This window comes from Vibrio sp. 1F263, assembly GCF_041439035.1.
Lineage (GTDB): Bacteria > Pseudomonadota > Gammaproteobacteria > Enterobacterales > Vibrionaceae > Vibrio > Vibrio tasmaniensis_A.
On sequence record NZ_JBGONI010000001.1, the window covers coordinates 63566 to 79199 of the forward strand.

11 protein-coding genes and 1 riboswitch are annotated in these 15634 nt (G+C 43.9%); of the genes, 6 read left to right on the forward strand and 5 right to left on the reverse strand.

Annotation, left to right across the window (positions count from 1 at the left end; genetic code table 11):
* Positions 1 to 62 precede the first annotated feature (62 nt).
* Positions 63 to 1955, forward strand: a complete 1893-nt coding sequence (locus ACED25_RS00300) for a methyl-accepting chemotaxis protein (RefSeq protein WP_371694398.1) — start codon at positions 63 to 65, stop codon at positions 1953 to 1955.
* Positions 1956 to 2284: 329 nt separating this feature from the next.
* On the opposite strand, the gene mukB is transcribed toward ACED25_RS00300, so the two are convergent.
* From mukB to cmoM, 4 genes are all read right to left on the reverse strand, one after another.
* Positions 2285 to 6739, reverse strand: a complete 4455-nt coding sequence (gene mukB, locus ACED25_RS00305) for a chromosome partition protein MukB (RefSeq protein WP_371694399.1) — start codon at positions 6737 to 6739, stop codon at positions 2285 to 2287.
* Positions 6736 to 7536: a chromosome partition protein MukE gene (mukE, locus tag ACED25_RS00310; RefSeq protein WP_102548639.1), complete on the reverse strand. Its 801-nt coding sequence runs from the start codon at positions 7534 to 7536 to the stop codon at positions 6736 to 6738. Before mukE ends, mukB begins: the two co-directional genes overlap by 4 nt.
* On the reverse strand, positions 7517 to 8854 hold the full coding sequence (mukF, locus tag ACED25_RS00315; protein ID WP_371694400.1) for a chromosome partition protein MukF: 1338 nt from the start codon (positions 8852 to 8854) through the stop codon (positions 7517 to 7519). The genes mukE and mukF overlap by 20 nt, the downstream gene beginning before the upstream one ends.
* Positions 8855 to 8978: 124 nt before the next feature.
* Positions 8979 to 9764: a tRNA uridine 5-oxyacetic acid(34) methyltransferase CmoM gene (gene cmoM / locus ACED25_RS00320; RefSeq protein WP_371694401.1), complete on the reverse strand. Its 786-nt coding sequence runs from the start codon at positions 9762 to 9764 to the stop codon at positions 8979 to 8981.
* 115 nt (positions 9765 to 9879) lie between these two features.
* On the opposite strand from cmoM, the gene elyC reads away from it, so the two are divergent.
* Positions 9880 to 10686 (forward strand): envelope biogenesis factor ElyC, encoded by an 807-nt coding sequence (gene elyC / locus ACED25_RS00325; RefSeq protein WP_032500870.1) that lies wholly within the window; start codon positions 9880 to 9882, stop codon positions 10684 to 10686.
* Between the two features lie 92 nt (positions 10687 to 10778).
* Here the strand turns inward: elyC and torR are convergent, their stop codons facing one another.
* Positions 10779 to 11492, reverse strand: a complete 714-nt coding sequence (gene torR, locus ACED25_RS00330; RefSeq protein WP_009846355.1) for a two-component system response regulator TorR — start codon at positions 11490 to 11492, stop codon at positions 10779 to 10781.
* Positions 11493 to 11779: 287 nt separating this feature from the next.
* On the opposite strand from torR, the gene torD reads away from it, so the two are divergent.
* The 4 genes from torD to ACED25_RS00350 all read left to right on the forward strand — a co-directional run bounded on the left by torD (position 11780) and on the right by ACED25_RS00350 (position 15559).
* Positions 11780 to 12427, forward strand: coding sequence for a molecular chaperone TorD (gene torD / locus ACED25_RS00335; RefSeq protein WP_012603615.1), 648 nt, complete (start codon positions 11780 to 11782; stop codon positions 12425 to 12427).
* Positions 12428 to 12745: 318 nt separating this feature from the next.
* The gene (gene purR / locus ACED25_RS00340; RefSeq protein ID WP_017099945.1) at positions 12746 to 13750 is read left to right on the forward strand and encodes an HTH-type transcriptional repressor PurR; all 1005 of its coding nucleotides are present in this window, start codon (positions 12746 to 12748) and stop codon (positions 13748 to 13750) included.
* Between the two features lie 170 nt (positions 13751 to 13920).
* Positions 13921 to 14006: riboswitch (cyclic di-GMP riboswitch) on the forward strand.
* A 127-nt stretch (positions 14007 to 14133) separates the two neighbouring features.
* Positions 14134 to 14724, forward strand: a complete 591-nt coding sequence (locus ACED25_RS00345; RefSeq protein ID WP_009846352.1) for a TfoX/Sxy family DNA transformation protein — start codon at positions 14134 to 14136, stop codon at positions 14722 to 14724.
* A gap of 154 nt (positions 14725 to 14878) precedes the next feature.
* The gene (locus ACED25_RS00350) at positions 14879 to 15559 is read left to right on the forward strand and encodes a TVP38/TMEM64 family protein (RefSeq protein WP_009846351.1); all 681 of its coding nucleotides are present in this window, start codon (positions 14879 to 14881) and stop codon (positions 15557 to 15559) included.
* Positions 15560 to 15634 lie beyond the last annotated feature (75 nt).

A 15634-nucleotide genomic window follows, 5' to 3' on the forward strand; every position in this document is an offset into this window, starting at 1 on the left:
TATGTTAGCATATAGATAATTTAGTCAATAAAATAAGTACCAACTGTTAAGGAAATACACCAATGACCGTCAAAAATAAGATTATGCTGACCATTAGCGGCTTAATCTGTTTAACGATTTTAGTTATATCTACGATTGGATATTTTGAATTTAAGTCTGCCACCACGGATGATTACCGTCATAATTTGTCAACAAAGTCGTTTCTTGTAGCTAAAGCTGTAGAAGGAAGAATGGAAACGTATTTCGGCGCTTTAGAAAGTATTTCATCCAGTATTCATACCGATAGCTCTGGCAATATCACAATCAACCCAATGCTGTTGAAAATGATGACGAACAGTAAGGAATCTCTTGGTGTTCTTAATATTTACATTGGTCTTCCTGATGGCAAAACTTACGACGTTAAAAACCAAGGCATCATTCCCAATTTTAACGCTAAGCAAAAACAGCGCGAATGGTTCAACCTTGGGTTTTCAGGTGCAAAACGCTCTGTAACCAACCCTTATCTTGCAACAACAGGGCATTTAACCATGTCGGTTGTTATTCCTTTTAAAGCCCGAGGCGAAACGAAAGCAATCATCGGCCTTAGTCTTAAAATGAGCGATATTACGGACTACATAAATGAACTGTCTGAAGAGCCAAATTTATTTGTCTCTCGCCAAGATGGTTTCCTTGTTGCCGCTAGCTATGAAGATTTTATCGGTAAAAATATCTACGATCTTCGACCATCATACCGTGAACACGGTAGTAAGATGACCAGTGAGCACTCTTACAATGTTCCAGATAAAGGCGACTTTTATGTCGTTTCGTCTCAAATTGAGTCATTAGGTTGGAATACCTGGGCTTGGGCAAGTTGGGACGACATTGAAGCGCCTTCAAATGCGATGGTGAAAATAAATACTGTAGTTGGTCTAATTTTCGCGGTTATGGCAACCGGAATAACATTCTTATTAGTCACCCGATTAATGTATCGTCCTATTGGCGGAGAGCCACAATACATCGAAGCTCTTGTGAGTCGAATCTCGGCAGGAGACCTGACCAACATCCCTAAATTAAATGGTGACGAAACAGGGATCTATCGTTCAACTCTTGAAATGGCAGGTAACCTCCAAGGCATTATTGGCAATATTGAGCAGTCTTCAAACTCTCTCTCATCACAATCTTCATCTCTTGAGACCTCGTCAAATCAGTTAAGTACCTCATCAGAAGAGCAAATGATGCAGCTAGAGCAAGTTGCAACCGCGATGAATCAGATGACCGCGACTGTTGCGGAAGTGGCTCAAAATGCGATGCAGGCATCATCATCATCCAATGAGGCAAGCCTTTCATCTCAGTCAGGTCTTGAGACTGTGGGCGACATGAACCAGCAAATCAGCTTACTTGTAACGAATATTGAGCAGGTTCAAGATTCGATTCTTGGTGTTGAAAAAGAAACTCAAAATGTAGGTAGCATACTTGATGTTATCCGAGGTATTGCTGAGCAAACAAACTTGCTGGCATTAAACGCAGCAATTGAAGCAGCTCGAGCGGGTGAGCAAGGTCGCGGCTTCGCCGTCGTGGCTGACGAGGTGCGTAACCTCGCTAACAAGACACAAGAAAGCACGAACGAAATACAAACCATGATTTCATCACTTCAAACTCAAGCAAAACAATCTGTTGAGCTTATGGTTGAAAATGCGGAAACAGCTAAAGTAACTCGTGAAAAGTCAGATCAAGCGAGTCAAATGCTGAATACTATTCAGCATGAGATTGGGACAATTCAAGACATGAACAACCAGATTGCAGCGGCAGCGGAAGAACAATCGCAAGTAGCCGTTGAAATCAACGAAAATGTAGTGAATGTAAATGATTTGGCGCGAGCGACTGTCGATGACGTCCAGCAAAATGTTCAAACAGCGCAAAATGTTAATAATGTTTCGGACGAACTGCATCAAACGATAAAGATGTTTAAGATCTAATCTTAGATAAGCTAAACGTACCGACAACCTATACGTTAAAGCCTAAGTATCAAAATCTTCGGCTTAAAAAAAGATAACGTAAGTAAAACCGCCTTCTCTTCTGAGAAGGCGGTTTTTTATATGGTAATAAGTTCAGGCTGAGTCATGCCAATCACAGTCAGTAATTATAAATAGCTCAGGAATACCACCCTCACCCTCACCCTCACCCTCACCCTCACCCTCACCCTCACCCTCACCAAAAGAATACGAGACCCGTGAAGCTGCCAAACAATAAAAGCCCCGAAGTGTATACTTCGAGGCCATTAATTTACGGTAGATAGATTACGCTTCTAAGGGGTTTCGATAAGCTCTTGAACAGGAGATACCAGTTTGTTTTGAGCAAAACCACGCAGACCAACAACGTGTACGTGTTCGTGGTCTTTGAATACCTTACGTACCAGTTTGTAGGTTGTACCTTTCTCTGGACTAATGTTCTCTGGCGCAGCAATCAGAAGTTGCATACCTAAACGGTCACACAGTTCAAACAGCGTAGAGATCGACTTAGAATCCAGACGAGCGGCTTCATCAAGGAACAACAAACGACATGGAACAATGTCTTTACTACGAAGTCGACGAGACTCCTCTTCCCAGCTCTGGATAACCATCAATAGGATTGATTGACCAGTACCGATCGCCTCACCCGTAGACAATGCGCCCGATTCCGCTTGTAACCAACCGTCTGAACCACGGTTAACTTCAACACTTAACTCTAGATAGTTACGGTAATCTAGCAACTCTTCACCAAGAACTTGTGGAGAACGTTGACCCATATCGATATGCGGATTGACACGTTGGAACAACTTCGCCATTGCTTCTGAGAAGGTAAAGCGCGTTGATTCAAACAAGTCTTTGTGTTGCTCTTGTTGAGTCGCTAAGCCTGATAGCAAAATCTCGTGGCTTTCACGGATCTTAACGTTCAGACGCACGCCCTTAACCTGACCAAAGTAGATATTCGACAGACCTTGGTTGAGCATACGAATACGGTTCTGCTCGCGCTGAATCGTTTTCTTGATGATACTTGCTACCGACTCAGAGCTGATCGCTAAGCGGTTTTCACGCTGCGTCAGTTCTTCTGTTAGTCGAGCTAGCTCTACTTCCATCTCTTCGATTGCTTCAACCGGATCATCCGTATGAATGATGTCTTGGCGAATGCGCTCTCGAAGGTGTTGGTAAACCGCAATGTAAAACAGAACCTTACGCTCTGGATGTGCGTTGTCTTCAGAGAGACGCAGCGAATCACGCAGGTCGTCATTGTCGGCTACAGCCAGACGTAGCGCACCCAGTGATTTATCCGACATAGAGCGAAGTTCGCCCGCCGTTAAATAAGCCAGTTCACGTTTGTGCAGACGACGTTCAACATCATTCTCACGAGCTAAACGCAGTACTGAACACCAACCGGCTTTTGCTGCAACAACGAAGGTACGAAGTTCTGTGTACTCTTTCTGAACTTTCTTAAGACGCTTAGCTAGGGCTTTCATCTCAAGTTCTGTTGAGGTAATCGTACGCTCGTATTCACTCTTACGGCTGCGAGATGTGTGTAGACGCTCTTGAAGCTCGTCACGACGACGTACAGCACGCTCTTCAGCGCCTTCATCAGCGTTTACGCCGAACTCTTGCAGCTCTTGTTTGAACTCTTGAACCGTTTCTTGCTTCGCTTGATGTGAGCTCTTCAGTGCCGCCAATACTTGGTTGTATTGATTGATCTGTTCGCGAGCTTGCTTCAAGCCATCACGACCTTTGGTTCTTGCTTGTTCTGCTTGAACCAGTTTCGCTTTTAATTGCTCGCTCAGTTCACTGCTCTTGTTAAGCAAATCAACAGAATCCGCGTAAGCAAAATAGTGACGACGTTCGATTAAGTCAGAAAGAGCAAACACTTTACCTTTTAGAGTTTGTAACGCGCTGTCCGCCTGACGATACTCGGCTTCCAAAGCTTCGAATTGCTCTGGGTCAGCATCGAGTGCAGAAACGATTTGCTCTAATGAAGTAAGCGCTTTGCCATGAGTGTTCAAGTAAGACTTAGCTTCACTTAAACGCTCTAGTTGCGCTTCTAATTCAGCTAAGCGCTCAGCCAATGTTTCGTCTTCTAAAATACGAACCATTGGTGCTAATTTGTCTAGCGCACCCAACGCTTGTTTACTCTGTTGTAGCTGACTACGTTGCTGTTGCTCTTTAGAGTTTAATTCAGCCAAAGAACGTACAATCTGGTTACGCTTGTCACGAATAGACACTAGTGCCTGTTCAGGGTCGGCGTTAAATGCAACGTGTAAGTGCTTAGCAACAAAGCTATTGAATGCTTGGTATAGGCGATTCAGCTTTTGTGCATCAAACGCCGCTTTCGCGTGGTTTTCCACAACAACATCACGCTCTTCACGCAATTTCTCTAAACGTTGTTCACGAGCCGCACGGCCAAACAATGGGATCTCAGGGAAACGAGAATAACGCATTTGGCGATCGTTCAGCTGAACACACACCGCGCCCTCTAACTCATCAGCATTGAATGAGCTGTCATCAAATGCATCGACATCGCCTTCAAGGATGTAAAGGTCATCTGGACAATCATCAAGATCCATCAGCTTCTCTTTAATACCATCAAGATCAGAGACCACAATCGCATGACGAGCAGGACCGTACATCGCACTGAAATACGGTGCATCACCAATGGTAATGTCGTCATATATTTCAGAAAGCAGAACGCCACCAAGCGTATCTGCTAAACCTTTCAAACGAGGATCGTTAGAGCCACCCGGAGAAGCTAAGCGTTCAATCTCTTGCTCAAGTTCAGAACGGCGCGTCGCCAATTGATCTTTCGCTACCGCTTGAGACTTTTCGTCTTCAAGCACTTGCTGCATTTGAGTCATTACTGCTTGGCTATCTTCTAGCTCAGCATCTGTTTGATCTCTTAGGGCTTCAAGTGCGTCGTTCGCCGTGATCCACGCTGGAGCAAGAGACTCAAGTTTTTGAATCTCTTGGTCGTGGTTTTGTTGCACACGACGTTGCTCACTCTTCGCTTCACGCAGCTCTTCTTGAGCGTACTCAAGAGACTCGATCTGCATAGCATGACGTTCGCGTTCTTCATCAAAGATCGCTTCATCCGTGAGTAACACGTTGTGTTGCTTTTGGTATTCAGTCGCAAGCTCTTTTGCTTGACGCTGCTGCGCCACATCACGAGCCATGTCACGGTGCTGAGCACGCCACTGTTGTTCGTTTTCAACAACGTGTTTTGCGTTACGGCCTTTTTCTAACGCTTGCTTAGCACTGTTAGACGCTTCTTTACGCTCAACGTCACCAACGATGTTTTTAACAAGAGCGAGCGCTTTGTCGAACTGCGCAGACGCAGCAGAAGACATGTCTAGTTTGTGCTTAGTCGACAGTAACGTTTGAGTGCTTGATTCTTCTTGTGCTTTTAGCTCAGAAACCAAAGTTAATGCGCTTTCTGCAGTAATAGACTCATCACCAAGTAGCTGCTTAGTTTTCTCTAATGCTTGAACCGCTTGTTGGTATTGAAGCGCACGAGTCTGCTGAACATCCAACGCTTGTTGGTAATCAGCAAGCTGAGTTTTCAGGCTATCCACTTCTTCTTCAGTAATGGTTGCCTGCTCTTCAGCAAGAAGTACTCGCTCTTGAGCTTCTTCAACTACCATCATCTGTTCTTCTAGACGCTCATTCAGCTCTTCTAGATCTTCACTGTAGCGAGCAATTTTCTCTTGCTGACGAAGTGCAGTTTGAACCAATTGAAGATGATCCGAAGCCGCTTGATAATCTTGCTCTAGTGCCGATTCTTGATCGACCAACAGCTCAAGCTCTTCTTGAACGCGGTTCAACAAGTTGTTTTGATCAAGCAAGGTTTCGCGAGAACCAAACAGTTCACCACGGAATTTCATAGTTTGATCAAGCTTGTTGCGACGATCGTTGGCATGGCGCATGTAATCTGCTGCCACGTAGTTCGTAGATTCAGTGATCAAGTGCTTGAACAAATCACGGTCCGACTGAGTCGTTTTGATCGCTTCTAGCGTCATGCGGTTTTCACGCAGTGCTGATTCCATATCTTGGAATGCTTTCTTCACACCGCCATTTTGCGGCAGAAGGTAATCACGCAGAGAACGTGTAATCGCACTTGAGATACCGCCGTAAAGTGATGCTTCAATCAAACGGTAGAACTTAGAACGGTCACTGCTGTTACGCAGTTTCTTAGGAACAACACCGTACTCAAACATCTGTGAGTGGTAATCAACAATAGAAGAGAAAGCTTTAAAGTGCGCCCCTTCATATTGCGCTACCGCTGCTTTCACGTCGTTCAGTTGACACACACGAGCGTGGCTGTCTGAAACGTTCTGAATCAATACATCCGTTGGTTTCACATGGCTTGGAAGGCCTTGGATTACAAACGGTTTGATGTCGACCTTCTTATCACGACCCGCAACTTGCTGCAGTTTTACTGCAAACAATAGGCGTTGATTACGAGAGTTCACAACATCTAGCGCGGCATAACATGCACCCGGCTGAAGCTTACCGTAAAGGCCTTTATCGCGTGATGACTGTGAGCTACCCGCTTCCGTTGTGTTACGGAAATGCAAAAGGCTTTGGTCAGGAATAAGTGCAGTGATGAATGCCGCCATTGTGGTCGACTTACCTGCACCGTTACCGCCAGAAAGCGTTGTAACCAATCCATCAATATCAAAAGTACGCGCAAAGAAGCCGTTCCAGTTGATCATGGTTAATGATTGATACTTACCTCTTTCAATCATGCTTCACCTTCTACTTTTGTTTGTTCGCCATCGTTTGACTCAAGGTCAAAGCCGGCTTGATCGTTAAAAATGTCTTGTTGACCGTTTTCATCTACGTCTAGTTCTGATGCGGCTTCTGCCTGCTCTTCATTTAGCAAGCTGCCTTGGTTTGGCTCTTGTGTATGAACCACGGCTTCACCATCACGGATAAGACGTAACTGAGCTTCTTTCATGTCGTCGCCAACACGAACGTCAGCGCCAAAGCGGAATACCGCTTCGCTGATACGGAACTTGCCGGTTTCACCAATCGTAATCAGCATGCCGATACGGCGTAAACGACGCAAAGAAGTACGTACTTTTTCAAACAGCTTTTCTTTGTCTAAGTCAGAACCAGATGCGCGGTTCGTTGCTAGCTTCATGAGCTTTTTCTCATCCGCTAACGACATCAATTCATCAAACAATTCTTGATTGGTGAAGATACCTTCATGAGCAAGACGTTCTGGGCTTAGGTATAAGAAACACAACACCTTACCAACCAGCATGTCTAGCTCAGACAACACACTACGGCCAATCAGAGACGTAGAACGCGGACGCAGGTAGAAGAAACCCTCCGGCGCTTTTACCAGTTCCGTATTGTAGCGTTGGTAAAAATGCTGAAGTTCCACTTCGAAATCAGAAAGCAACGCGTGGTTGTCTAGATCTTCTGTTGAAACATGCTTACCTGAACGCAGCATGCTATCTAGCGCAGGGAACAACGGGTTCGCTATCGCTTTTACCAGTTTCTCTGGCATGTAATCATCAGTACTTGTTAATGACATTTGCTTGTACCTTTGCACCGAAATCGTTGATTGCCTGCCAATCCGGCTGAATAGCCTGATAGTCAGACGCTGAGTAACCTAAGCGAACGGCTTGGTCGACAACAATTCTGGCTAAATCAAAATGGTGTGTGCGAGGGTGCGCTGCGAGGTAATCACGCAGCACAAGGCCAAGATCAATTGGCGCACCTTGCTGTTTGTGAGCTTTCAACATATCTGCGATTCGTTCTGAAAGTAGATCGTTCACTTGCTCAAATTCTTCGTATTCTACGTCGATTGGGGCTTGCCCCATCACTTCGTCATCACGGAGCACAAGTGCTTCATCGCGAAGATCCGTGAGTTTTTCTGCGTCTGCGTAGGTCAATAACCAAGGCGCATCAAAGTAGTCAGTGACTGACTGACGCAAGCGTTGGCTAAAGGCTCGGTTTTTATCCATATCGATCGCGGTACGGATAAATTTATGCACGTGGCGATCGTAGCCGATCCACAAATCAATCGCTTGTTGGCCCCAACTGGTGATTCGGTCTAGCTTCATTTGCAAACCAAATAGGGTTTCACCTACAAACTCGAGCTCATCGTCACCATAAACAATTTCTTGAATATCAAGAATCTGGGTTTGCAGTTCATCACCCGCCGCTTGCAAGGTGTCTTGCAACTCTTTTAGCGTGGCTGAGGTTTCCGATAGCAAAGACTCACAGTTGTTGATTGCTTCTCGCCAATCTTTATTTAAAAGATCCGCAATTTGCTGCTTGACGGTTTGTTGCTGTTCATCCATAACCCGCTGGTTGAGATCGATCTGATCAAAAATTTCGCCAACAGAATACTTGAGCACGCCGTACACATTCCTTCTCCAATGTCCCGGAGTTCCACCTTTCTGGGCAGCTTCAATGGCTTTTGCCATCTCATCGGCAACCATAGAAAGCTGGATAGACAGTTTTAATTTAGAAAACTGGCGGTGACGTAAGTAATAATCTGAGATACCAATCGCCAATGGCGATAAGCGATAAATGCTTGCACCATCTGTGATTTCGCTGGTAAAGCGGCTGATCAGCTTCTGTTTAACCAACTCATTGATAGCGTTGTTGGCACGAAACGCGGACGCTTCGCCAGTATCTTCAAACAGTCGAGTGACAATAGTGAATGCATCGTGCAGTTCACCCTCGCCCAACTCTTCATCGAACCTTTCATTGCTTAGTACGGCGATAGCAATCAAAAATGCTAAGCGCTCTGGTGGCAAGTTTAATGAAAAATCATGCTGCTTGACCCAGCCCACCAACTCATCAATTGGCTGCTCTTCGGCAGTTTGAGTCATTTCACTCATTGTGGTTCCTGTTACTGTTGTTCGTCATATCGAACGTATTAGATATGACGCCTATTTCTTTATGACGCGGCTTCTTACGATGGCATAGCGCATGTTGTGGCTTCTTTTACCACATTCACCGCTGTTATTGCGCAGGTTTTTGAGCCCAAACGTGAATATAACGGCCTAGCGACAGATATGGCTCTTGGCGACATAGCTGTTTCTCTAGTTCCAACACATCTTCAAATTGGTAATCGCCCATGTACTCCATATTACCTATGTAGTCACTGAAAGAGCGAATGCCTGATTTACCACAGATATCTAGACCAGCGTCTTCTATCCATTGATAAACCTCTTCAGGCTTCAAGCCTTTTTGTGGTTGCAGCTTAAACCTTTTTCGATGTGGCATCCCATTCAATACATGAGGAATGTTGCCACAAATCACATTTTTCAGGACTAAACCATGGTGGTTGTAAAACATTATCGAGGCAATACCACCGGGTTTTACTTGTTCCAACAATAAATCAAGTGCCTGTTTAAGGTCTGCTAACCATTCCATTACGGCATGAAACATCACAAAATCGACTTTCTCTTCGAGATGCTCTGCCACTTTTTGTACCGGAGAATGAATAAATCGATATTGCTCGAGCAAACCCGCTTCGCTGATACTTTCTTCTGCGAGCTTCAACATTTCAGAAGAGAGGTCGCACAAAGAAACGTTGTGGCCTAGTGTCGCAATTTTTTGTGACATCTGTGCAAGCCCACCACCGGCATCAAGCACATGCAACGGCGAAGCTGATTGCTCAAACTTGCTCAAAGCTTGTTCTAAATCTTCCCATACGATGCACTGACGGATCTCTCCTTTGTCAGAGCCGTATATATTTTTTGCAAATTTGTGGGCAATATCGTCGAAATTACGGTCTTCAGTCACGGCTACTTGAGTTATTATGTCCTATCGTGCCTGCTATTCTGTCACAGGAATTTCAGGAATAAAGAGGCGATGTCTCTTTTTACTACTAAGTGATGTTTTTTCGGACTATTCGGATATGTTTGAGCTGAAAAAAGTAGTGTCTTCGTTACTGATGCCACTGCCAGCAATGTTAATTCTCGCTTTTCTGGGTTTAGCCCTAGTGATGTTTACTGCAAAAAGGAAGACAGGTTGCCTAATTACCCTTTCAGCCCTCTGTGGTATTTTCCTAATCGCTTTCCAGCCTGTTTCTAGTCAACTTTTAATGCCAATGGAAAGGCAACACACCGCTTTTTTACCTATCGATGATACCGTCGATTACATTATGGTTCTTGGAAGTGGTCACGTTGTTGATGACCAAATCCCACCAACCTCAGAGCTTAGCCGCACCGGTCTGATGCGCTTAAGTGAAGGGATTCGTATCTTACGTCTTTACCCTGGAGCTAAACTCATTTTGTCTGGTTATGGTGCAGGCACTGAGGTGAGCAACGCAAAAATGATGGCTAAAGTAGCGCTAGCACTCGGCGTCGCGAAACCCGATATCATTCTGCTTGAAACTGCGAAAGATACGTGGGAAGAAGCTCGCCAAGCCGCTGCATTCGTTAAGAATAAGAAAATGGTGCTCGTGACATCAGCTAGCCATATGACTCGCGCCCTTAATGAATTCAATGCCGCGGGCATGAAACCATTACCAGCACCAACCAACTACCTTGCACAAGAAGGGATTGTTGAACCATGGAATAAGTATATGCCTAAGGCTATCTATCTCGAGCAGACTGAGCGCTATTGGCATGAGACGATGGGATTAGTTTGGCAAAGCTTGCGAGATTGGCTAGACACAAGTAATGACCCTGTCGAGAGCACTACTCCGACGGTAAACAATTAAAAAGTTCAGTAACAAAAAAAACCGAGGCATCATCGATGTCTCGGTTTTTTTACGTTCAAGTATCGTTACTGAAACCAGCTTTCCACGGAAAATTAGTCACCAGCAAACATGTAACCTTCACCGTGAACCGTCACAAAAATTTGTGGGTTCTTAGGGTCAAACTCCATTTTTGCACGCATACGACGGATTAACACGTCGATAGTGCGGTCATTCGGCGCGTCTACTCGATGGCTGATCATATTCAAAATACGTTCACGGCTTAATACTTGGTTAGGGTAAGAAGAGAGTGCAACCAATAGTTCATATTCAGCTTTGGTCAATTTCACCGGCTCGCTGTTCTTGCTTAGCGCACGGCGAGGTATATCAAACGTCCATTCACCAAAACGAACCACAGATTCGTCTTCTGTTTGTTCTACCGCAACCGCTGCCGTTTTACGAGCAGCCGAAATACGCCACAAGAGGTTTTTAACTCGAACCAACAACTCGCGAAGTTCGAAGGGTTTAGTAACGTAATCGTCTGCGCCCATTTCAAGGCCAACGATCTTGTCAATGCTATCCGTGCGTCCAGTAACTAAAATTATTCCAATGTCTGATTGACTGCGTAATTCGCGAGTTAGCATCAATCCATCTTCGCCTGGCAAGTTGATGTCTAACATAATGAGGTCAACGTTATTTTCTTCTAACATTTTTCTCATTTGAGCCCCGCTTTCAGCTTCGCTCACTGTGTAACCTTCATTCTGGAAATATCCAACCAGTTTACTTCGGGTTACCACATCATCTTCTACGACTAATACGTGATAGCTCATCTACACCACTTTTCTTATTTAATAGTTTCAGTGACCATTCTATTCATAACTCGTAACAATTCTAGTACTACAGAAGATAAAAGCCAGAAACATGATTTTTTTTTGATACAAGACAATCTTAAACCTTGCTATTTGTCGCCCATCGCAATTCAATATAGGCATTACTACTAACGAGTAACTTTGCGTTTCGCAAATAACCTTGTTATTCAGCCTTGGTGTGCCTATACATAAATCACTCGACGATGCTAGGTATACACACACCACAAGACTAAATCAGGATCTAAGAAATGAAAGATACGAAAGCATTCAACGAACAACGAGCAGAAATATACTGGTGGCTATCAAGCTTGTTCGCTAAAGAGCTCACTCAAGAAGAACTCGATCACTACCACTCTGTTGAAATTCGTTCTTTCCTAACTGGTTTAGGTGAAAATGAAACACTAAAGCCGGCGATTGATAGCTTAGTGGATGCGCTAAACCGTCTACAAACACGTGAAGATGCTCAATTAGAATTGTCTGCTGACTTCTGTGACTTATTCTTAAAGACTGATAAACATGGCGCACTTCCTTACGCTTCTATGTATATCGGCCAAACTGGCCTATTGAACGATAAGCCAGCAAAAGATATGGAAGAGATCATGGCTAAACACAACTTAGTGGTTAACCAAGACCTAAAAGAGCCAGCTGACCACATTGCTATCGAACTCGATTTCCTAGGTAATCTAATCATTCGTTCGAACGAAACTGAACTAGAAGAAGAACTAGAGAAATCCTTTGCTGTTCAACAGCAATTTATCGAACAGCAACTGCTTACTTGGGTACCAAAGTTCAACGTTAAATGTCATGACATTGACACATTCGGTTTCTACGCATCAGTCTCATCCCTGCTATTGGCATTCTGTAAATTAGACACTCAATACCTAGCTGGCGAATAAGCTTTTTTTGACGACTCGATAAATAAATTCAATAGAATTGTGACCATTCACCCGGATTTCTGGGTGAATTTTATTGCGAGTAATTTCTAGTCAGTCTAAAATTGTGACCGCAAACGATAAAATATGAAACATTCACGAAATGCTACACTTATTGAAGTTCAGAGCATTTCGGTGTTAAGACAAGCCGCTCAATAGCGGTTTTTTGTTTTTTAGCACTTTAGTACCCAAAGAGCCCTACAAATTTAAGCTCTTAGTTAGGTAGCTTAACGGCTACTTCATTCCGTACTTTGGGAAAGTAGCTTCTAATAGGATAAAAACATGGCCACTATAAAAGATGTCGCACGCTTAGCCGGCGTATCAACAACAACCGTTTCTCACGTAATCAACAAAACTCGCTTTGTTGCTGAAGCGACTCAAGAAAAAGTAAACAAAGCCGTAGACGAACTGAACTATGCGCCAAGTGCCGTTGCTCGTAGTTTGAAGTGCAATACAACCCGCACCATCGGTATGCTAGTGACTCAATCAACTAACCTATTTTTCTCTGAAGTTATCGATGGTGTTGAGAGCTACTGCTACCGTCAAGGTTACACTTTGATCTTGTGCAATACGGGCGGTATCTACGAAAAGCAACGTGACTACATTCGAATGCTTGCAGAGAAACGTGTAGATGGCATCTTAGTTATGTGTTCTGACCTGACTGAAGAACTAAGAGAGATGTTAGACCGTCACGCAGACATCCCTAAAGTTATCATGGACTGGGGCCCTGAAAGCTCTCAGGCTGATAAGATCATCGATAACTCTGAAGAAGGTGGCTACCTAGCAACCAAATACCTCATTGAGCGCGGTCACTCCAAGATTGCATGTTTAAGTGGCCACTTAGACAAAGCAGCGTGTGTTGAACGCATCTCAGGTTACAAGCGCGCACTCAATGAAGCGAAGATTACTGCCGATGAAAATATGATCATCGAAGGCAACTTTGAATGTGACACAGCTGTGATTGCTGCTGACCAAATCATTGAGATGAAAGATCGCCCTACCGCAGTATTCTGTTTTAACGACACGATGGCATTAGGACTGATGAGTCGATTACAAGAAAAAGGCATTCGTATTCCTGAAGATATCTCAGTGATCGGTTACGACAACATAGAATTGGCTGAATACTTCTCTCCACCGTTAACGACGGTTCACCAACCTAAGCGCCGTGTTGGTAAAAATGCATTCGAAATACTACTAGAGCGTATAAAAGACAAAGACCACGAGAAACGCGTCTTCGAAATGCACCCTGAAATTGTTGAGCGAAGTACAGTTAAAACGTTAAATTAATTGATGTAATGAGTTTAGTTTAATCAAGCGCACCTTTAGGTGCGTTTTTTTCCTCAACAAACAAAGTGCACTTGCATGCATAATTCAAAGGTCATTAATTGAAGCAACATCACATTTTGAAATAAGAAGTGTGAGCCTAATTCAACAAAAACTTTATTCTAATAACCCAGTCACGCACAGGGCAAACCACTTGAAAAAGTGGGACGCAAAGCTTCCGGCCTAAACCACTCGTTGGTATGGTAGCGGGGTTACCGATGGCAAAATGCAGTAACTACTAATACTTTAGTAATTTACAGCCTATTGACAATTTAATTGCAACATTTTGCTAATCTCTCGGACCTGCTTATTTGGTGGCGTAGTTCAAATACACCGAGATAAATAACATGGATAAACCGATACTAAAGGACTCAATGAAATTATTTGAGCCCCTAGGAAAAATTAAGTCACGCTCAATGTTTGGTGGATTCGGGCTTTTTGCTGATGACACTATGTTTGCCCTGGTTGTGAATGACCAGTTGCATATACGAGCTGACAAATGCACAACGCAACAATTCGAACAACAAGGATTTCAACCGTACGTCTACAAAAAACGTGGTTTTCCTGTCGTTACTAAATATTTCGCTTTACCTGAAGGCTTATGGCAAGACCAAGAGAAAATCTTGCAGCTTGCGACTACGTCTCTAGGTTTTGCTAAAGAAGAGAAAGCTGAACAATCTTCTGCTAAACCAACTCGACTCAAAGATCTGCCTAACCTTCGACTCGCCACCGAGCGGATGTTGAAAAAGGCAGGGATCGATTCTGTAGAACGTTTATATGAATCTGGCTCTGTAAACGCATTTAACGCCATCAAAGAATCGCACGCGTCTTCTGTCAGTATTGAACTGTTATGGGCCCTAGAAGGCGCGATCAATGGTACACATTGGTCTGTTATACCGCAGCAACGTCGTGAAGAGCTTATCAATCACGTCAATTAACATTGTCAGTGCAAACTATCTAGATAACTAAGCCGCATTTTTGCGGCTTTTTTTATATCTGGTGAAAGTTATTCTATGCTTTGCCTGTCTATCTATACTAATGGTTTACATTGAAAAACTAATGGTATGCATTGAAAATTTAGAGGAAGTATCAATGAGTAAAAAAATGATATTGGGTATTGTGTTGGTCATAACCATCGTCTTGTTAGGCGTCAATTTCGGCCAGTACTTAACGCTTGAAAATGCAAAAGCCCAGCAAGCTGTGTTGAATGACTACATCGAGAGCAATTTCATTGCCGCTGCCGCTATCTACTTTGTCGCGTATGTCATGATTACGGCTTTCTCAATTCCTGGCGCCGCCGTTGTTACACTGTTAGGCGCTGCGCTGTTTGGGTTTTGGAACAGTTTACTACTGGTGTCTTTCGCGAGCGCTATTGGTGCAACCCTCGCCTTCTTAAGTAGCCGTTACTTGTTACGTGACTGGATCCAAACCAAGTTTGGCGACAAGTTAGCTACCATAAATAAGGGCGTTGAAAAAGACGGTGCATTTTACTTATTCTCGCTACGTCTAATTCCTGTTTTCCCGTTTTTCCTTATCAATCTATTGATGGGTCTAACACCGATGTCGGTGAGTCGTTACTATATTACTAGCCAAATCGGTATGTTGCCGGGTACCGCCGTTTTCTTGAATGCCGGAACTCAACTCGCAGAAATTGATTCACTTTCGGGCATCGTGTCTCCCTCAGTACTGTTGTCATTTGCCTTACTGGGTGTATTCCCAATTATTGCTAAATGGTTAATGAACAAATTTCGCTCAGCACCTGTCGCTGAGTAACGTATATAGCTAAATAACTAAGTAACTAAGTAACTAAGTAGCTAAATAGCTAAATAGCTAAATAACGCATGCAGC